Annotated in this window: 16 protein-coding genes; 14 read left to right on the forward strand and 2 right to left on the reverse strand. The window is 67.4% G+C overall.

What is annotated here, in order from left to right:
• Window positions 1-36: 36 nt before the first annotated feature.
• Window positions 37-825 carry an alpha/beta fold hydrolase gene (locus tag OYT95_RS14020; protein WP_268791741.1) on the reverse strand — a complete coding sequence of 263 codons (789 nt, stop codon included), beginning with the start codon at window positions 823-825 and terminating at the stop codon, window positions 37-39.
• Window position 826: 1 nt separating this feature from the next.
• A complete protein-coding gene (locus tag OYT95_RS14025; RefSeq protein WP_037241914.1) occupies window positions 827-1,345 on the reverse strand; it encodes an RbsD/FucU domain-containing protein in 519 nt (172 codons plus the stop codon).
• A gap of 253 nt (window positions 1,346-1,598) precedes the next feature.
• Between OYT95_RS14025 and OYT95_RS14030 the strand changes: the two genes are divergently transcribed.
• The 14 genes from OYT95_RS14030 to OYT95_RS14095 all read left to right on the forward strand — a co-directional run bounded on the left by OYT95_RS14030 (window position 1,599) and on the right by OYT95_RS14095 (window position 18,015).
• On the forward strand, window positions 1,599-2,357 hold the full coding sequence (locus OYT95_RS14030; protein WP_268791742.1) for an SDR family NAD(P)-dependent oxidoreductase: 759 nt from the start codon (window positions 1,599-1,601) through the stop codon (window positions 2,355-2,357).
• Between the two features lie 125 nt (window positions 2,358-2,482).
• Window positions 2,483-4,120, forward strand: coding sequence for a GMC family oxidoreductase (locus tag OYT95_RS14035; RefSeq protein WP_037241917.1), 1,638 nt, complete (start codon window positions 2,483-2,485; stop codon window positions 4,118-4,120).
• A complete protein-coding gene (locus OYT95_RS14040) occupies window positions 4,117-4,626 on the forward strand; it encodes a hypothetical protein (protein ID WP_128640059.1) in 510 nt (169 codons plus the stop codon). The genes OYT95_RS14035 and OYT95_RS14040 overlap by 4 nt, the downstream gene beginning before the upstream one ends.
• 60 nt (window positions 4,627-4,686) lie before the next feature.
• The gene (locus tag OYT95_RS14045; protein ID WP_037241922.1) at window positions 4,687-5,472 is read left to right on the forward strand and encodes a GntR family transcriptional regulator; all 786 of its coding nucleotides are present in this window, start codon (window positions 4,687-4,689) and stop codon (window positions 5,470-5,472) included.
• Complete coding sequence (locus tag OYT95_RS14050; RefSeq protein ID WP_268791743.1) at window positions 5,465-7,285, forward strand: putative nucleotidyltransferase substrate binding domain-containing protein; 1,821 nt, start codon at window positions 5,465-5,467, stop codon at window positions 7,283-7,285. Before OYT95_RS14045 ends, OYT95_RS14050 begins: the two co-directional genes overlap by 8 nt.
• A complete protein-coding gene (locus tag OYT95_RS14055) occupies window positions 7,264-7,926 on the forward strand; it encodes a 3'-5' exonuclease (RefSeq protein WP_037241933.1) in 663 nt (220 codons plus the stop codon). The genes OYT95_RS14050 and OYT95_RS14055 overlap by 22 nt, the downstream gene beginning before the upstream one ends.
• A gap of 199 nt (window positions 7,927-8,125) precedes the next feature.
• Window positions 8,126-9,589 carry an APC family permease gene (locus OYT95_RS14060; RefSeq protein WP_112301930.1) on the forward strand — a complete coding sequence of 488 codons (1,464 nt, stop codon included), beginning with the start codon at window positions 8,126-8,128 and terminating at the stop codon, window positions 9,587-9,589.
• 44 nt (window positions 9,590-9,633) lie between these two features.
• Window positions 9,634-11,073 (forward strand): aldehyde dehydrogenase family protein, encoded by a 1,440-nt coding sequence (locus OYT95_RS14065; protein ID WP_268791745.1) that lies wholly within the window; start codon window positions 9,634-9,636, stop codon window positions 11,071-11,073.
• Window positions 11,070-11,327: a hypothetical protein gene (locus OYT95_RS14070; RefSeq protein WP_268791746.1), complete on the forward strand. Its 258-nt coding sequence runs from the start codon at window positions 11,070-11,072 to the stop codon at window positions 11,325-11,327. The genes OYT95_RS14065 and OYT95_RS14070 overlap by 4 nt, the downstream gene beginning before the upstream one ends.
• A 35-nt stretch (window positions 11,328-11,362) precedes the next feature.
• On the forward strand, window positions 11,363-12,796 hold the full coding sequence (locus tag OYT95_RS14075) for an FGGY family carbohydrate kinase (RefSeq protein ID WP_268791747.1): 1,434 nt from the start codon (window positions 11,363-11,365) through the stop codon (window positions 12,794-12,796).
• Entirely contained in the window at window positions 12,789-14,228 is a 1,440-nt protein-coding gene (locus OYT95_RS14080) for an NAD(P)/FAD-dependent oxidoreductase (protein WP_268791748.1), read from the forward strand. Before OYT95_RS14075 ends, OYT95_RS14080 begins: the two co-directional genes overlap by 8 nt.
• On the forward strand, window positions 14,225-15,559 hold the full coding sequence (locus OYT95_RS14085) for an NAD(P)/FAD-dependent oxidoreductase (RefSeq protein WP_268791749.1): 1,335 nt from the start codon (window positions 14,225-14,227) through the stop codon (window positions 15,557-15,559). Before OYT95_RS14080 ends, OYT95_RS14085 begins: the two co-directional genes overlap by 4 nt.
• A gap of 70 nt (window positions 15,560-15,629) precedes the next feature.
• Entirely contained in the window at window positions 15,630-16,970 is a 1,341-nt protein-coding gene (locus OYT95_RS14090; RefSeq protein ID WP_268791750.1) for an MFS transporter, read from the forward strand.
• Between the two features lie 145 nt (window positions 16,971-17,115).
• Window positions 17,116-18,015, forward strand: a complete 900-nt coding sequence (locus OYT95_RS14095; RefSeq protein WP_268791751.1) for a dihydrodipicolinate synthase family protein — start codon at window positions 17,116-17,118, stop codon at window positions 18,013-18,015.
• Window positions 18,016-18,182 lie beyond the last annotated feature (167 nt).

Genomic DNA, 18,182 nt, shown 5'->3' on the forward strand with positions numbered 1-18,182 from the left:
ATTCGTGGGGCGCAGGCCCCGGTACAGGGCGGCCGCTCATCGAGACCCCGCCGGGAGTGGATACACGGTTCGACACCATCCCGAGATCGCCTCGATCATCAGCGACGCGACCTCCCGGTGGGCGACGTCGTTCGGAATGTCGTGGTAGCCGCCCGGGATGACGACGCTCTGTCCGTGCTGCAGTTCTCGTGCGAATTCGGCGGCCCGGTCCGGAGTCGCGAACGCGTCGAATTCGCCGTTGACCAACAGGATCGGCATCGTCATCGCGGGCAGACACGCCCGCACTTTTCCTCCGGCCACGGTGAGCGCCTGCCAGAGGTTCGGTTCGGCGGGAGCTGTGTCGAAGCCGAGCGGATCGTTCTCGAGTGCATCGAGGTACGACCGGTCCTTCGCCATGACGAGGTCCGTCCGGCCCTCCGCCTCACACGGCAGACCCCAGAGGGGTGCTCCCGTCATGATCAATCCGGTGCGCAGGGACGGGGTGCGAACCGAGAGAAGGGCCCCGGTCAGTGCGCCGAGCGAGTGGCCCAGGACGACCACCGGCAGGTCGGGCTCGTCGTCAGCCATGATGTCGACGAGAACTCCTGCGTTGGAAGCGAGTTCGTCCACCGAGGGGAAGATCCCTGCCGGTCCGCCGGTGTGACCGTGGCCGAGATGATCGGGTGCCCACACGTCCAGACCGGCCGAATTCAACTGTCCCGCCAGCCGATGATAGTGACCGGAGTGCTCACCGAATCCGTGCAGGAGCAGGATCTGCGCCCACGGCTGCGCGACTTCCCACTGCCGGTAGTAGATCTTGTTCCTGACACCGTCGAAGAAGGGCATGTCAGGCCTCCGGGCTTCCCGGATCGGTCGACGGCGGCGCGGCAGGCAGGTCCTCGAACCAGGTCGGTGACGTGAGCCAGTTCAGCGGAATCGGCGGGCTCGGGTAGCCCGCGACGAGGACGACGTTGCCGTGCACCGAGTAGTCGCCGGTCTGGACGAAGACCTTCACGCGGTCACGGAGGTTGTAGAACTCGGGGAGGTACCGCAGCTCGTGGACGTTCTCCTCCCCCACCAATTCGGAGACGAACTTCCGGGCTTCGGGGTTGGCGGTCACCATGTCCTCGGTGACGATGGCAGCTTCGAAGTCGCCCACCTCGCACAGCACCGACAGCAGATCCCCGACCGACGGCAATCCTGGTGCGATGCCGAGATCGATGGTCTCGACCTGCGGCGACAGGGGAACGAGGCTCGCGGAAGACGTGCCGCTGCCCGCGTCCGCGACGTAGATCATCTCGCCGTGCCGGAGCTGGCTCACGACAGCGGCCAGGCGTTCGTGCAGCAATCGGGTTTTCGGTGCCATGGGATTCGTCCTTCGATCGAGGCCGTGAGGGATGTGCGGTGCGACGCACCGGGCACAGAATGTGCTCTAGTCGACAATCGACTAAAAATCTAGGACGCTCCCGCCCTGAGGTCAAGCGCTGAACGAATCTCGACTCGGCGCTTGACCGATCGTCGTGAGTGGGCGCACACTTGCTTGGTCGATTGTCGACAAAGAGTCAATCGATTCCGCGTCTACGCGCTTCCACATCCACACGACCCTCGAGGGAGAAACCATGGGCCAGCTGCTGCAGGGCAAGACAGTCATCGTTACGGGCGCAGGCGGAGGCATCGGCCTCGCCACGGCCTTGCATCTCCACGACGAGGGGGCACAGGTGGTCGCCTCCGTGCACTCCGAGTCCAGCCTTCCCCAGCTGAAGGTCGACGACGATCGCCTGATCGGCCGCGTCGTCGATGTCACCGAAGAAGAGCAGGTCAAGGACCTCGTCGACTTCACGGTGGCAACGTTCGGCAAGCTCGACGGCATCGTCAACAACGCCGGCATCCTCAAGCCCGGCACCATTCTGGACGCGTCGGTCGAGGACTACCAGAAGACGTTCGACGTCAACGTGAAAGGCGTGTTCCTGGGGTCGAAGTATGCGATTCCCGAGATGCTGAAAGCAGGCGGCGGGTCGATCGTCAACTTCGGTTCCATCAACTCGATCGGCGCGGAGAAACTGCTCACGACGTACACGGCGAGCAAGGGCGCCGTGCTCACGTTGACCAAGGCCATCGCCCTGGACTTCGGCGCGCAGGGCATCCGCGCCAACACCCTCTGCCCGGGCTTCGTCGATACCCCGCTGAACGTGCCGCACTACACGGCACTCGGCGGCCGCGAGGAACTCGAGGCCGGGCTCCCCGACTTCCAGCCGATCGGACGCGCCATCCTCCCCATCGAGATCGCGCACTCCGTCGCCTTCCTGCTGTCGGACCACTCCACCGCCATCACCGGGACGGCATTCGTCGTCGACGGCGGCGTTCTCGCCGGGGCCTGAGCACCCAGTCTTGCGGCGGGGGCCCTGTCGCCTCGGGCTCCCGCCGCAACCCCATTTGACAGCCGACGTGACTCCCATCACTATTGATGTAATGTCGACAATTAGACGAAATGAGGTCGACCCCGATGACTTCCACTGACTCCGATGTCACCCAGCACGACGTTGTCGACGTGTTGGTGATCGGCGCGGGTCCGTCCGGCGCGGTGGTCACGCACACTGCCGCCACGGCGGGACTGAGCACCCTCTGCCTCGAGCAGGGTGACTGGGTCAACCCCAGCGACTTCCCCGCCAACCACCCCGAGTGGGAACTGCTCATCCAGCACGACTGGGCGCACGATCCGAATGTCCGGGCCCTGCCGTCCGACTACCCGGTCGACGTGACGGAATCCGACATGTGGCCGGTGATGTTCAACGCCGTCGGGGGAAGTTCCATCTTCTACGGCGCGGAGTGGCCACGGCTGCTGCCCTCGGACTTCCGGGTCAAAACGCTCGACGGTGTCGCGGACGACTGGCCGATCAGCTACGACGACCTCAAGCCGTACCACGACGAGGTCGACGAATTCATCGGCGTCTCCGGAGTCGACGGCGACACCGCCTACCCCGAGGGACTCGAATACCCGTTGCCGCCACACCCGTTGGGCAAGCCCGGCATGAAGGCGGCCGAAGCCGCGAACACGCTCGGCTGGCACTGGTGGCCGGGCACCAACGCGATTCCCAGTCAGAAGAACAAGACACTCGAGCAGTGCGGTCGCTGGGGCGTCTGCGAATGGGGTTGTCCGCAGGGCGCGAAGGCCTCGTTCGACTTGATCTACATGCCGCAGGCGCAGCAGGCCGGCGCCCGCGTGGAGACCGGTGCGCGTGTCCGCCGGATCGTCACCGGAGACGACGGCCGCGCCGCAGGCGCCGAATGGGTGGACCGCACCGGCGCCGTCCATTTCCAGCCGGCCCGGGCAGTGATCGTCTGCGCGAACGGCATCGGAACACCACGACTTCTCCTGCTGTCAGCCGACGAGAAGCATCCGGACGGCCTGGCGAATTCCTCGGGTCAGGTGGGCCGGAACCTCATGCTGCACCCCAACTGCACCGCCATCGGGTACTACGAGGACAACCTGGAGAGCTGGCGCGGTCCGGCGGGACAGCTCATCCACTCCATGCAGTTCTACGACACGGACACCTCCCGCGGATTCGTCCGCGGCGCCAAGTTGCACGCCCTCCCGACTCCGGGACCGCTGAACACGATCGAGACCCACCGGCAACTCGATTTCGACGACCTGTGGGGACCGGCCATCCACGACGTCGCGCGCGCGGCGTCCAACGGCATTCTCTGGGCGGCCAACGTGGAGGATCTGCCCGAGGAACACAACCGGGTCACCCTCTCCACCGAGGAGTTCGATGCCGACGGTCTGCCGGCGCCGAAGGTCGAGTACCGGGTCAGCGAGAACACCCGGAAGATCCTGAAGTACACCGTCGACCGGATGGTCGAACTCCACGAGGCGGCGGGCGCGAAGCAGATCTTCACGCAGGAACTGTGGGTCGACCAGCCAGGGCACCTCCTCGGGACGGCCCGGATGGGCGACGACCCGACGACGTCCGTGGTCGATTCGTACGGCCGCGCCCACGATGTCGACAACCTCTACATCGCGGACGGCAGCATCTTCGTCACGTCCGGCTCCGCCAACCCGACCTGCACGATCAGCGCCCTCGCCCTGCGCGTGGGCAAGAAGGTCGTCGACGACGTCACCGCACGGAAGGCATCGGCATGAGCACCACACCCCTCGACCTGCACTCGGCGCCGAAGCGGCGACTGTCGGTGCCCGGCAGGCACACGGCACCGCCGCGGCCGCTCACGGACTCCGAGCTGACGACGCTCCTGCGGATCGCGGACTGTCTGATCCCCGCGTCCGGTGAGAATCCCGCCGCCAGTGAGGCCGACGAGTACCTCCGCTATCTGAATCTGGCACTGGCCGCCCGGGCCGACGTCTTCGACGCGGTCCTCTCCGCGGTCGACAAGGCGGCCGGTCTCCGCGGTGACGACCTGCGCGCGGAGATCAAGCGGATGTGGGCCGAAGACAAGTTCACGTTCGATCCGCTGTCCTCGATCCTCGCCGGTGCCTACTTCATGACTCCCCAGGTCAAAGCGCTGATCGGGTATCCCGGCCAACATCGGGACGCCGCCGGATTCGAGGATGCGGCCAACGAACTGGAAACCGGGATACTCGATCCGGTGCTCGAACGCGGCCACTTCTACGTGTCCGCGAACGGCGAATAGCCTGCTCGGACGCTCCCCCGTTCCGCACTGTTGATCTATTGTCGACAAGAGGCTCCCGGCGTGGTCAACGTCGAATCAACCACCATCAGAAAGGACAACCCGATGACTCTGTCACCGAACCGTCCACCGGGATCGACTGTGGGTCGACGCGAGGACGGCGACATCTCCCTCGGACGAATCCATCAGCGCACCACTCCGGGCACGGTCGCGGGCGTCCTGCGCACGGCGATCCTCGACGGCACCCTGGCCCCCGGCAGTCAGCTCCGCGAGGCACACATCGCCGCCGACCTGGGCGTGAGCCGGGCGCCGCTGCGGGAGGCGCTGAGCATCCTCGCCGACGAAGGCCTCGTGGTGAAGATCGCGTACAAGGGGGCGTTCGTCGCCGAGGTCAGCGCGAAAGGGATGGCCGAGATCGCCAGCCTGCGCAAACGGCTCGAGCCCTACGCGATCGAGCTGGCACTGCCCCGATTGTCGGGTGCCGGCCGGACCAGGATCGTGCGGACCCTCCAGGACATGGCCCGGGGCGCCGACGACGGTGACCTGACCCGGACCATCGACGCGCACATGAGCTTCCACCGGGTGATCTACGAACTGTCCGAGCACGGCCTCCTGCTGGACCTGTGGCGCAGCTGGGAATCCCAGCTCCAGCTGTTCCTCTCGGCGGATCATCAGTCGTTCCCCGACCTGCACGACGTCGTCGCCGAACACGAGCGCCTGCTCACCATCATCGATACCGGCGACCTCGAGGCGATCACCCGCGAGATCGACCGGCACGTCCACGGTTCGACCGACGCTGCCCCGGCCGCAACCGCTGCAGTCGACGGTTCCCAGCCGTCGAATGCGTGAATACGTCGACTTCCTCGGCAGTCAGCCGCCCTACGACGCGCTGGATTCCGCCGACCTCGACGCCCTGGCGCGGACGGTGGAGGTCGAGTACTTCGTCGCAGGCGCACGGATCGTCGAGGCAGGCGAGGCCCCACTCGATCACTTCTTCGTAGTCCGCACCGGAGAGGTCGAGGTGATCGACCGCGGCCGGGTCGTCGATCTTCTCGGCCCCGGCGAAACCTTCGGGCAGATCTCGGTGCTGTCCGGTCTGCCGCCGCCTCTCGCGATCCGCGCCTCGGAAGACACACTCTGCTACCGCTTCCCGGACCCGCGGCCGGTGCTGCGGCACCCGCAGCGACTCCAGTTCGGGCATTACGGCACTCTCGTCACGCGGGAACGATTGGCCCGCTCGGGGTTGGTCGATCAGGCGTTGCGTGCGGCCCGTCATCAGATGCGCCCCGTCGTCTGGTGCCCCGCCGATGCGACCGTGGGCGAGGCCGCGTCCGTGATCACGGAGGCAGGCCAGTCGTACGCGTTGATGGACCGGGGCGGCGCGATCGGGATCGTCACCGACAACGACTTCCGGCGGGCGTTCGCCGACGGGCACGTCGACGCGCACAGCCCGGCATCGGTTATCGCCTCGTTCCCCGCCCGGTCCGTCCCCGCCGAGACACTCGTGGGCGATGCGTTCCTGACGATGGTCGAGTCGGGGGTACATCACCTGGTCGTGACCGGCACCGGTGAAAGACCGGTGGGGATTCTCCGGGTCGTCGACCTCGCTTCGGCCGAAGTGCGCAATCCCCTGGTCGTCCGCCGGGCGATCGACGACGCGACCTCGGTGGACGACCTGGCGTCCGCGGCGGCCCTGCTCCCCGGAACCTGGGTCGAGTTGTACGACACCGGTGCTTCCGTCATGCACGTCGCGGGCCTGATGTCCGCGGTGATCGATGCGATCATCAGGCGGCTCGTCGAGCTGACCGACGTGGGCGCCGACCACGTTCCTCACCGGACGTCCTGGCTGCTTCTCGGGTCGGTGGCCCGTCGCGAACCACTCCCCAGGTCGGACGTCGATACCGGCCTGGTCTGGGAGGATCTGCCCGGCACCGACTCGCCCGCCCGGAAGTTGCAGAACTGGGCCGGGCGCGTCCTGGACAACATGGAACGCTGCGGCCTGCCCCGCTGCGCCGACGGCGCCAACGCGACCAACCCCCTGTTCGCGCGCTCGCGCACCGACGCGGTCGCCGCCGCGACGTCGTGGATCACGAACCCCACCCAGAAGAACGCTCTGCTGCTGTCGTCGATGATCGCCGACAGCCGACCCGTCAGCGGGATGTCGCTCGGACGTTCGGTGTCCGACGCCATGCTCGCGACCACCCGCAGTCGCGAGTATCTGTCGGCCCTGCTGCGCTTCACCACGTCCCGGCGACCTCCGGTCGGGTTCGTGCGCAACTTCGTGGTCGAGCACTCCGGCGCCAACCGCGGCCACCTGGACCTCAAGGCGGGCGGGCTCGTGCCCATCGCATCACTCGGCCGGTGGATCGCCGTGGTCACCGGGGACGATCGCGGCTCCACCCTCACCCGGTTGCGGCGCGGTGAGGCCGCCGCTCTGCTCACCGCGGACGAAACGGAGACGCTCGTGCGCGCGTTCGAGTACGTGTACGGATTGGTTCTGGGCCGCGAGATCGAGGCCATCAAGGGCAGCACCGCCGCGACGACGTGGGTCGCGCCCAACCAATTGGACACGCTCACCCGCCGGTATCTGCGGGAATCGTTCCGTGCGGTGGCCGAGGTCCAGAACCGGTTGGAAAGTGAATGGGTGGCGCGTCTTCCATGAGGGCGCACCGGATGTTCCGCCGCCCCGACACGCTGTCGTGCCCGTGGCGCGACGCCGAGTTCGCGGTCGTCGATCTGGAAACGACCGGACTGGACCTCGCGCGGGACACCATCGTGTCCTACGGGGCGGTCGTCGTCCGGCACGGCCGCATCGTCATGTCGGAGAGCGTCTACGGACTGGTTCATCCCGAGTGTGACATCCGCCCGGAGGCCGTTGCCGTCCACACCCTCCGGGAGGCGGACGTGGCCGATGCCCCACCGGTGAGCGAGGCCGTCGGCGTCCTGAGACATCTCCTCACCGACCGTGTCCTCGTCGCCCACGCGGCGTGGGTCGAGACGGCCTTCCTCTCCCGCGCCTTCCGCGACAGTGGGCTGAAGTTCCGGCCCACGGTCGTCGACACCGCTGCCCTCGCCCGTGCGGTGGGCGTGGCGCCGCGGCAACGCCCGCACGAGCCGAACCTGGAATGGCTGGCCGACACGCTCGGCCTACCGGTCGTCGATCCCCACCACGCGCTGGGCGATGCCGTCACCACGGCACAGGTGTTCCTCGCGCTGGCCTCCCGGCTCGAGCACCTCGGTTACGACACCGCGCGCTCCCTCGTCGATCTGAGTGCCGGCGACCGTCGCCTCGGGCGCGGTTGACGCAAAGGTAATACGGCCGAAACAACTGGTGATTGAGGTCACACCGATTTGTGGTAGATTGTCGACAGTAGAACAAGCGCGACGCATCCCGTCGCCTTCTTCCACGACAACCGAACCTCGTCTCGGCACATCCCCCGCCGAGATACCCGCGACAGAGACCAGCGAGGTCACGATGGCCATAACCCCGGAAGAGCCCCCGGTGTCCACCCAACCGCCCACCGAGCCCGAACGTCCGCTCCTCGACTCCGGGGCGGACACCGATTCCGCATACCTGGAGAAGCTCGGCTACAAGCAGGAACTCAACCGAACGCTGGGACTGTTCTCCGCCTTCGGAGTCCAGTTCACCTCGATCGCGATCGCCTCCGGAATCTTCACGACCCTGATCGTCGGATTCGGATTCTTCGGTCCCGCGTCGTTCTGGTCGTTCCTTGTCGGCGGCGGCCTGCAGGTGTTCACCGTGGGACTCGCGGTCGCGCAGCTGGTCTCCGCCTACCCGCTGGCAGGCGGCGTGTACCAGATCACCGGGCGGATCACCGGAAAGCCGTGGCTCGCCTGGCAAACCGGATGGTGGCTGCTGATCGCCCACACCGTCGCCGTCACCACCGTCGCCGTGAGCATCGCCCCCTTCGTCGCCGGCTGGTTCGGCGTCACGTTCGAGGACAACACCGACGCACTCCCCTGGGCGCTCGGCCTGATCGTGCTCGGCACCGTCATCAACATCGCCGGAGTCAAGGTCGCTGCCGTACTCAACAACATCGGTGTGGTGGCGGAAGTACTCTGCGTCGTCGCACTGGTGGCGGTACTGCTGATCGTGAAGCATCCGACCCAGCCGCTGTCGTTCCTGAGCGAGTCCGGTGGAACGACCACCGGCGGCAACTGGTTCGTACCCTTCCTTCTCGCGATGATCCTTCCCGCATATGCGATCTCGTCGTTCGACGCGACCGGAAACGCCTCCGAGGAAACCAAGGACGCCGCCCGCAAGGCGCCGATGGCGTCGGTGATGGCCAACGTCTCCTCCTACGTCGTCGGCATCTTCATGGTCGCGTTGATCATGCTCGCCATCCAGGACCTCCCCGCGGTCATGGAGAGCACCACCCCGGTCAAGCTGATCCTCGACACCGCGGTCGGCACCGCATTCGCGAACATCTTCGAAGCCGTCGCGATCGTCGCCCTGTTCGCCGCTCTGGTCATGCTGCAGCTCACCGGCATTCGCGTCCTGTGGTCGCAGGCACGCGACGGCCAGATCCCGGCGGCCTCCTGGCTGCGCAAGGTCAGTGCCCAGCGGATCCCGATCAACGCGACCCTCACGATCTTCGCGATCTCCGTGGTGTTCGCACTGTGGTCCTCGCTGCTGTCCGTGCTCGCAGCGATGACGGCACTCGCCTGGGGAATGGCCTACGGTGTCGTGGTCGTCGTCGGCTTCTACGGACTCGTCAAGCGCAAGTTGCCGTCCCACCCGTGGCATTACGGCATCGTCAGCCCGGTCATCTTCGTCCTGGCGATCGCGTGGTCGGTCGTGCTCTGCGCACTCCTGATCTACTCCGACCCCACCCATGTCGGCCTCGGCATGCTGCTGGTCATCGCGTCGGGCGCCGTCATATACATGATGATCCCCAAGAGCAGGCGCGGTAAGTCCATCGACACCCAGGCCGGACACCTCTGACAATCCACTCCCCCGAGAACCGATCCACCTTCGAAAGGAACTTCATGTCATCCACGCTTCGTTCCGTCACCAACATCATCGACGGCAAGGCCGTGGCAGGATCCTCCGAGCAGGTGCGACAGGTCCGCAACCCGTCCACCGGCGAGGTCGTCGCCGAACTCCAGGAATCGACCGTCGAGGACGGCTACCGCGCCGTCGACGCAGCCCGCGCGGCCTTCCCTGCCTGGGCCGCGAAGACGCCCGGCGAACGCTCGCAGATTCTGCACGACCTCGCCAACCTCCTCGAGGCGAACCTGGACGAACTCGCCGACCTCGAGACCCTCGATGCCGGCAAGCCGACGACGGCGGCGAAGGGTGACGAGCTTCCCGGCATCGTCGCGGCGTTCCGGCACTTCGCCGGCGCGGGGCGGGCGTTGTCCGCCCAGGCCGCCGGTGAATTCACCGCCGGCAACACCAGCTTCGTCCGGCGCGAACCCCTGGGCGTCGTACTCGGTATCACGCCGTGGAATTTCCCTCTCTGGCAGGCGATCTGGAAGCTGGCGCCCGCACTGGTCGCCGGCAACACCGTGGTCGTCAAGCCAGCCGAGCTGACCCCGCTGGCCACGACCCGGTTCGCGGAGCTCGCGCAGCAGCTGCTGCCCCCGGGTGTTCTCAATGTCGTGCACGGCAAGGGCAGTGTGGTCGGAGTCGCTCTCGTTCGTCACCCCGACGTCAACCTCGTGTCCTTCACCGGTTCGACGTCGGCCGGACAGCGGATCGCCGAAGCTGCGGGTGCCACACCCAAACGGCTGGTGCTGGAGCTGGGCGGGAACGCTCCCGTCGTCGTCTACGACGACGTCGACCTCGAGGCCGCACTCCCGATCCTCACCAACGGCATCCTGTTCAACGCCGGTCAGGAGTGCATGTCGGCAACCCGGCTGCTGGTGAGCGAGACCATCCACGACACGTTCGTCGCGGCGTTGGCCGACAGCCTGAAGGCGGCCCGGATCGGTGATGCGGCCGACAGTTCGACGGTTCTCGGACCTCTCATCTCGGAGGGCCAGCGGGCCCGCGTCGCAGAGCTCGTCGACGGCAGGCCCGACCACGCACGGGTCGTGACCGGCGGCAGGATCGTCGACGGTCCCGGCTACTTCTACGAGCCCACCCTCATCGACGGCCTGCAGCAGGACGATCGGCTGGTGCAGGAAGAGATCTTCGGCCCGGTGGCGACGGTCCAGACGTTCACCGACGAGGCGGACGCGCTGGAGAAGGCGAATGCGGTCGAGCAGGGTCTCGCCGCGTCCGTCTGGACCCGCGACATCGGTCGTGCGCTGCGGAACGTCAACGCGATCGAGTCCGGGGTCGTGTGGGTCAACAACCACATGGCGGTCGGCCCGGAAGGACCGCTCGGCGGCTTCAAGGGCTCGGGCTACGGCAAAGAGGGCGGCGCGGCCGGTCTCGAAGAATTCACCCGGGTCAAGCACGTCATCGTGAGCCTGTCGTGACGGCGCCGAGCCGCCACGACACCGCGTGGGGCACGTGGGAGCCGGCGGAGCCGGAAGACGCGGTCGGACGGGCCATCCGGCGGATCGACCTGCGCAGCGGTACGGCCTCGCCCTGGGCGCACGCCACCATGGTCGTGCCGTCGCGCGGGCGCGAGTGCTGGTTGGTGACGCTGTGGGACGGCAACGTCGACGTGTGGCGGGTCGACGACACGACTGCGAGATACGAGTTCGATTCTCGCACTCGGACCGGCTAGATCCGGTCCACCCCTCGGATTCGAAAGGAAAAGCTGTGACAGTCCTTGCCATCGACCAGGGCACGTCCGGCACGAAGGCGGTCGTCGTCTCCGAGGACGGCGACGTCCTCGCGATCGCCGAAACACCGGTCCGTCCGGCATATCTCGCCGCCGGTGGCGTGGAGCAGGACCCGATGGAACTGCTGGGCTCGGTCCTCGAAGCGGGACGGAGCGCGGTCGCGAAGGCCGGTGTGCCCGTGTCCGCAGTCTCGCTCGCCAATCAGGGTGAGACCGTCCTGGTGTGGGACCCGGACACCGGCCGCCCGCTCAGCCAGGCAGTGGTGTGGCAGGACCGCCGGTCGGACCAGCTGTGCCGCGACAAGTCCGAGTCCAAGGCCTGGGTCGAACAGCGGACGGGCCTCGTGCTGGATCCGTACTTCTCGGCGCCGAAGATGCAGTGGTTGCGGCAGAACGCCACCGCATCGGGTGTGGTCACCACGACGGACAGCTGGATCGTGCACTACCTGACCGGGGAGTTCGTCACGGATTCCGCCACTGCCAGCCGCTCGCTCCTCACCGATCTCGAAACGGTCGCGTGGGATCCGCAGCTCCTCGATCTGTTCGCGCTCTCCGCCGAACGGATGCCTGCCATCGTCGCCAACGACGTCGTCGTGGGAACCACCGATGTCTTCGGATCCGACGCTGCCGTGGGAGGTCTCGTCGTCGATCAGCAGGCGGCCCTCCTTGCGGAGCGGTGCTTCGACGCGGGCACTGCCAAGTGCACGTTCGGCACCGGGGCGTTCCTGCTGGCCAACACCGGCACGCTCCCGGTCCGGTCGGCCGCCGGGTTGGCGTCCTGCGTCGCGTGGAGCGTGCGCGGCAAGACGTCGTACTGCGTCGACGGCCAGGCCTACACCGCAGCCTCCGCCATCCGGTGGATCCAGGACCTCGGCTTGATCGAGTCGGCGCGCGACCTCGACAGTGTGGCCGCGCACGATTCCGGTGGAACGTATTTCGTGCCCGCACTGGCCGGTCTCGCCGCACCGTGGTGGCGGCCGGACGCGACGGCGTCGTTCTCCGGGATGACGTTGTCCACCGATCGGTCCCAGTTGGTGGCCGCCGTCCTCGAGGGGCTGGCGGCGCAAACAGCGGAGCTGGTGTCTGCCGTCGAAGGTGACCTGGGCGCTCCACTCACCCGGCTGCGGGTGGACGGCGGGCTCACCCGGTCCCGCCGCCTCATGCAGGCCACGGCCGATCTGATCCAGATCCCTCTCGACGTCTATCCGTCGTCCCACGCGACCGCGCTCGGTGCCGCGGCCTGCGCCCGACTGTCACTGAACCCCGACCTGTCCCTGGAGGACGCGGTAGCCGACTGGGAACCGGCCACCACCTACGAGCCGCGGTGGTCGGTCGACCGCGCGGCGGAATTCCGACACCACTGGCGGGCGGCCGCACGCGCGGCGCTGCCACAGGAGAAAAGCGATGACTGACACCCCTCCGCCCCCCGACTACGATTTCGTCGTGCTCGGCGCGGGCATCGTCGGCTCGGCGATCGCACGGGAGCTGGCCGGATACCCCCACACCGTGGCACTCGTCGAGGCGCGGGACGACGTGGGCGACGGGACGAGCAAGGCGAACACGGCGATCCTGCACACCGGATTCGACGCGAAGCCGGGCACGCTCGAATCCCGCATGGTGAGCCGCGGCTACAGCCTCCTCTCCGAATACGCCCAGCAGACCGGGATTCCCGTCGAGCGGTCGGGCGCCATCCTCGTCGCGTGGAACGACGAGGAACTGGCCGCACTGCCGGGCCTGCGCGACAAGGCAGCCGACAACGGCTACACCCACTGCGACATCATCGACGCCGACGAGGTGTACCGGCTCGTGCCCGCGCTCGGTGACGGCGCGCTCGGCGGGCTCACCGTCCCCGACGAGTCGATCATCTGCACCTGGACAACCAACCTCGCGCTGGCCACCGATGCCGTCGCCCGCGGAGTGACACTGCGGACGCGGACCCGCGCCGAGTCGGTGACCGTCCTGTCCGAGCGGACGATCCTGCACACGTCGAGCGGCGACATCAGCGCGCGATGGGTGATCAACGCCGCCGGGCTCGGAGCCGACTACGTCGACGGGGAATTCGGCTACGACCGATTCCACGTCACGCCGCGGCGCGGCGAACTGCTCGTCTTCGACAAGCTCGCGCGACCGCTGATCGACAAGATCGTGCTCCCCGTCCCGACGTCGCGCGGCAAGGGGGTTCTCGTCAGCCCGACGATCTACGGCAACGTGATGCTCGGCCCCACCGCGGAAGACCTCACCGACCGTTCCGCGACGGCGACGTCGGAAGCCGGCTTCGAATTCCTGCTGGGCAAGGGCGGCACGCTGATGCCGCGCCTGCTCGAGGAGGAGGTCACCGCCACGTATGCCGGCCTCCGTGCCGCCACCGACCACGGCGACTACCTCGTCGAGGTCGACCACGATCAGCGTTACGTCCTGGTCGGCGGAATCCGCTCGACCGGGCTGACATCCGGAATGGCGGTGGCCGAGTACGTCGGCGAACTGCTCACCAAAGCAGGCGTTCTCGACAGCACACGCACCGAATTGCCGCCGCCACCCCGGATGCCGAACATCGGCGAAGCATTCACTCGCCCGTATCAGGACGCCGAACTCATCGCGTGTGACAGCGAATACGGCAGGGTCGTCTGCTTCTGCGAGCGCGTCACGGCGGGCGAGATCCGCGACGCGTACCAGTCGCTGATCCCCCCGGCCGGACTCGAAGGGCTCCGTCGCCGCACCAGGGCGATGAACGGCCGGTGCCAGGGCTTCTTCTGCGGCGCCGAGGTCGGTTCGCTCGTCGATGCACATCGATGCCCCGCCGGTTCGCCCGAGGCGACCGAGACCCGGAAGGAAGCCGTCCGATGAGCGCTCCCGACACCTCACGCACCGTGGTGACCGCCGACGTCGCCATCGTCGGCGCAGGTCCCGCCGGATTGGCTGCGGCCACGCAACTCGGAAACGCCCACGGGCGCCAGGCCCTCGTCCTGGACCGCGAGCACCGTGCGGGTGGGATCCCGCGGCACTGCGATCACCCCGGCTACGGCATCCGCGACATGCACACGTTCATCGGCGGCCCGGCCTACGCCGAACGCCTGGTGCGGCAGGCGAAGTCCGCGGGCGCCGACATCATGACGAACGCGATGGTGACGGCGGTGCATCCCGACGGCGCCCTCGACGTCACCTCACCGGCGGGTCTCCTCCGCATCGAGTCCCGGGCGCTCGTCCTGGCCACCGGTGCCCGCGAGCGTGCCCGTCCGGCCCGCATGATTCCCGGCGACAGACCGTCCGGGGTCTACACCACCGGACAACTGCAGAACATCGTGCACCTGCACCACGGACGGGTCGGAAGACGCGCGGTGGTCGTCGGCGGCGAACTGGTGAGCTGGTCCGCGGTCATGACGCTGAAACACGCCGGATGCAGGACCGTGCTCATGACGACGCAGTACCCGTCGCCGGAGTCCTACGCCGCCTTCACCATTCCCGGTAAGGCGCTGTTCCGGCTCCCGATCGCCACCCGCACCCGCGTCGTGCGGATCATCGGTCGCGGGAATCTGGAGGCGGTCGAGATCGAGAACCTCGACACCGGCGCACGCGAGATCGTCGAATGCGACACCGTCGTCTTCACCGGCGACTGGATCCCGGACCACGAACTCGCGCGCACGGCGGGTATCGCCCTCGACCCCGGAACGAGGGGGCCGTTGGTCGACACCGCTCTGCGCACCAGCCGGCCGGGCGTCTTCGCCGCGGGCAACGTGCTGCACCCCGTCGACACCGCCGACATCGCGGCCCTCGACGGCACGTTCGTCGCCGATCGGGTCGCGGCGTTCCTCGACGCCGGCGAAGTGATCGACCCGGGTGCGGCCGCGGTGCGCATCCTCGCGGCGCCGCCGTTCCGCTGGGTGTCCCCGGGACTGCTCCGGGCAGGCGATCCCGCCCCACCACGCCGGCGCCTGCTGCTGTGGACCGAACAGCTGGTCCGATTCCCGAAGGTGACTGTCTCGCAGCGGGGTCGCGTCGTCGCGACCACGCTGCTGCCGTGGGCAGCCTCACCGGGACGGGTCTTCCGGGTGCCGTGGTCGATCATGGATGCCGTCGACCCGACGCTGGGACCCGTGACCGTCGGGCTGGCCAACGCGCCTCGGCCGGACACCACCCGCAACGCGGTCGGGGAATTCATCCCCTCACGCTGCAGCTGAGCACACATCACCGAAACTCGTTCGGCACCACCAGATTGTCGACAATAAACAACGACCGATCGGAAGACACATGACGGAAGTACAGGGCGGTTTGCACGGCCCCGAGATGCGGCGGGCCATCACGGCCGCCGCGATCGGAAACTTCATCACCTGGTTCGACTTCGCGGCATACGGATTCCTCGCCGTCCTGCTCGGCCAGATCTTCTTCCCCTCCGAGAATCCGGCGACGAGCCTGCTGGCGACGTTCGCCGCGTTCGGAGTCGCGTTCCTGATGAATCCGATCGGCGGCTTCGTCTTCGGCCGGCTCGGAGACAAGGTCGGCCGCAAGAAGATCCTTGCGACAGTGATCATTCTGATGTCGCTGTCGACCTTCACGGTCGGCCTGCTGCCGGGATACGCCACCATCGGCCTCGCGGCCCCGGCACTGCTGGTGACACTGCGGATCATCCAGGGCTTCGCCGCCGGCGGCGAACCCGGCGGCGCGGCGACGTTCCTCGTCGAATCCGCGAAACGCGGCAGGCGGGCACGCACCGTCAGCTTCTGGCACTGCTCGAGCTACCTGGCCAACGCGGCGGCGTCGGTTCTCATCCTCGGCCTCAACGCCGCACTGAGCGAAACGGCGATGTTCGAATGGGGCTGGCGAATCCCCTTCCTCATCGCGGGACCGCTCGGGCTGGTCGGTCTCTACATTCGCCTGAAGCTCAGCGACACAGCGGAATTCGAACGACTTCAGTCGTCGGGTGAAGTCAGCGAGTCCCCGGTCAAGGACGCCCTCGCGACCAGTCGCAGGCAGATCGTGCAGGTGGTCGGTTGCATTGCGCTGCAGGCCGCAGCCTTTTACTTCACCTTCGTCTACATGGAGACGTATCTGCAGTCGGAGGTGGGATTCTCGTTCGGCCTGGCCTCCGCGTCGACGGTCACGTGCCTGTGCTCGGCGGCGGTCGCCATCTTCGTGTTCGCCCGCTTCTCCGACCGCTACGGTCGCAAACCGGTGATCATCCTCGGCGCCGTCTCGAGCACGCTGATCGTCTATCCCGCGTTCATGGTGTTCGCGACGGGGAATGTCCCCGCAATCGTCGTTGCGCACGCCGCGATGGGGATCTGCCTCGCCATGTTCATGTCCGCGTCCGGCGCAGCGATGGTGGAGATCTTCCCGAGTCGTGTTCGGTACGCAGGATTCTCGATCGGATTCAACATCTCGGTCGCAGTCTTCGGCGGCACCGCGCCGTATGTCGCGACGTATCTGATCGCGGCAACCGGCAGTCCGTTGTCGCCTTCGGTCATCCTGATCGTGACGGGCGTGATGGCCATCGTGGCGGCGGCAACGCTCCACGAAACGGCAGGCCGGAAAGTCGATGCGAGGGTGGAGGCGGAACCCCTCCGCCGCGATCCCATCACCGTCGGCGAATAGCGGCCGAAGAACCCCGGCCGATCCCTTGACACCACCGGGGATCGACCTTAGATTTGACATCGTTCTCTTGTCGACAATCGCCAATTTAACAATTGTCGAAGACCCCACAACGGGCATCGACCACCACCACCGAACAGGACACGACATGACCAAGAAGCTGGGTGGCATCCTCGCCGCCGTCTCCACTCCCTTCGCCCAGGACGGCTCCGTCGACGAAGGCGCACTGCGCAACCACGTCGACTTCCTGATCGAGAACGGACTGCACGGCCTGGTCCCCGGCGGCAGCACCGGAGAGTTCGCAGCCCTCACGCTCGACGAACGCAAGCTCGTCAACACGGTCGTCATCGACCAGGCCGCCGGTCGCGTGCCCGTCGCACCCCAGACCGGTTCCACCCGCACGGCGGAGGCCATCGAACTGTCCCGGCACGCAGCCGACGCAGGCGCCGACGCCGTCCTGCTGGTGCAGCCCTTCTACGAGGCCCCCACGCGCCACGAGGTCATCGAGTACTTCGCCACCGTCGGCGAAGCGGCGAACATCCCGGTGATCGCGTACAACCTGCCCGGTGTCACGGGAATGAACCTCGACCGCCCGTTCTACCGTGAACTGCTCGAACGCACGGACGCCGTCAAGTACATCAAGGACACGTCCGGGTCGATCGAGCAGGCCTTCGACCTCATCTTCAACCTCGGCGACGCCATCGACACCTTCGTCGGCTGGGACACGATCGTGCTGCCCGCCTTCTCCGCTGGTGCCGCCGGTTCCATCTGGGGTGCGCCCAACTTCGCCCCCAAGGAGTGCGTCGCGATCTACGAACTCGCCAAGGCCGGCAAGTACACCGAGGCCCTCGAAATCTTCAAGCGGCTGTGGAACGTCCTCGACTTCCTCGGTAAGGAGGGCTACGCCGTGGCCACCAAGGCTGCCGGCCAGGCCGTCGGCGTGGACCTCGGAGTGCCCCGCGCACCGTACGGTGAGCTGCCCGCGGACAAGAAGGAAGAGCTCACCAAGCTCATCGCCGAGACCGGACTCACCTACGCCCGCAGCTAGGGCGGGTGTCCCGATCCCAGACCGCGCGCGTTCATCACGGAGTGACCCTTCCCCGACACGTGCGCAGAGGCCGGCAGCAATCACCCCCGCTGCCGGCCTCGCCTCTCGCCGGCAGGCGAGGAGAAGTTCAGCCCTGGCAGGGTAGAACCAGGCCACCGCAACGCAGA

The organism is Rhodococcus sp. JS3073 (genome assembly GCF_026810085.1).
GTDB classification, from domain to species: Bacteria; Actinomycetota; Actinomycetes; order Mycobacteriales; family Mycobacteriaceae; genus Rhodococcus_F; species Rhodococcus_F wratislaviensis.

Coding starts and splice junctions, on each gene's coding strand:
- OYT95_RS14020 (WP_268791741.1), bottom strand. CDS start 825: ATGCCCTTCTTCGACGGTGTCAGGAACAAGATCTACTACCGGCAGTGG.
- OYT95_RS14025 (WP_037241914.1), bottom strand. CDS start 1,345: ATGGCACCGAAAACCCGATTGCTGCACGAACGCCTGGCCGCTGTCGTG.
- OYT95_RS14030 (WP_268791742.1), top strand. CDS start 1,599: ATGGGCCAGCTGCTGCAGGGCAAGACAGTCATCGTTACGGGCGCAGGC.
- OYT95_RS14035 (WP_037241917.1), top strand. CDS start 2,483: ATGACTTCCACTGACTCCGATGTCACCCAGCACGACGTTGTCGACGTG.
- OYT95_RS14040 (WP_128640059.1), top strand. CDS start 4,117: ATGAGCACCACACCCCTCGACCTGCACTCGGCGCCGAAGCGGCGACTG.
- OYT95_RS14050 (WP_268791743.1), top strand. CDS start 5,465: ATGCGTGAATACGTCGACTTCCTCGGCAGTCAGCCGCCCTACGACGCG.
- OYT95_RS14055 (WP_037241933.1), top strand. CDS start 7,264: ATGGGTGGCGCGTCTTCCATGAGGGCGCACCGGATGTTCCGCCGCCCC.
- OYT95_RS14065 (WP_268791745.1), top strand. CDS start 9,634: ATGTCATCCACGCTTCGTTCCGTCACCAACATCATCGACGGCAAGGCC.
- OYT95_RS14080 (WP_268791748.1), top strand. CDS start 12,789: ATGACTGACACCCCTCCGCCCCCCGACTACGATTTCGTCGTGCTCGGC.
- OYT95_RS14085 (WP_268791749.1), top strand. CDS start 14,225: ATGAGCGCTCCCGACACCTCACGCACCGTGGTGACCGCCGACGTCGCC.
- OYT95_RS14090 (WP_268791750.1), top strand. CDS start 15,630: ATGACGGAAGTACAGGGCGGTTTGCACGGCCCCGAGATGCGGCGGGCC.
- OYT95_RS14095 (WP_268791751.1), top strand. CDS start 17,116: ATGACCAAGAAGCTGGGTGGCATCCTCGCCGCCGTCTCCACTCCCTTC.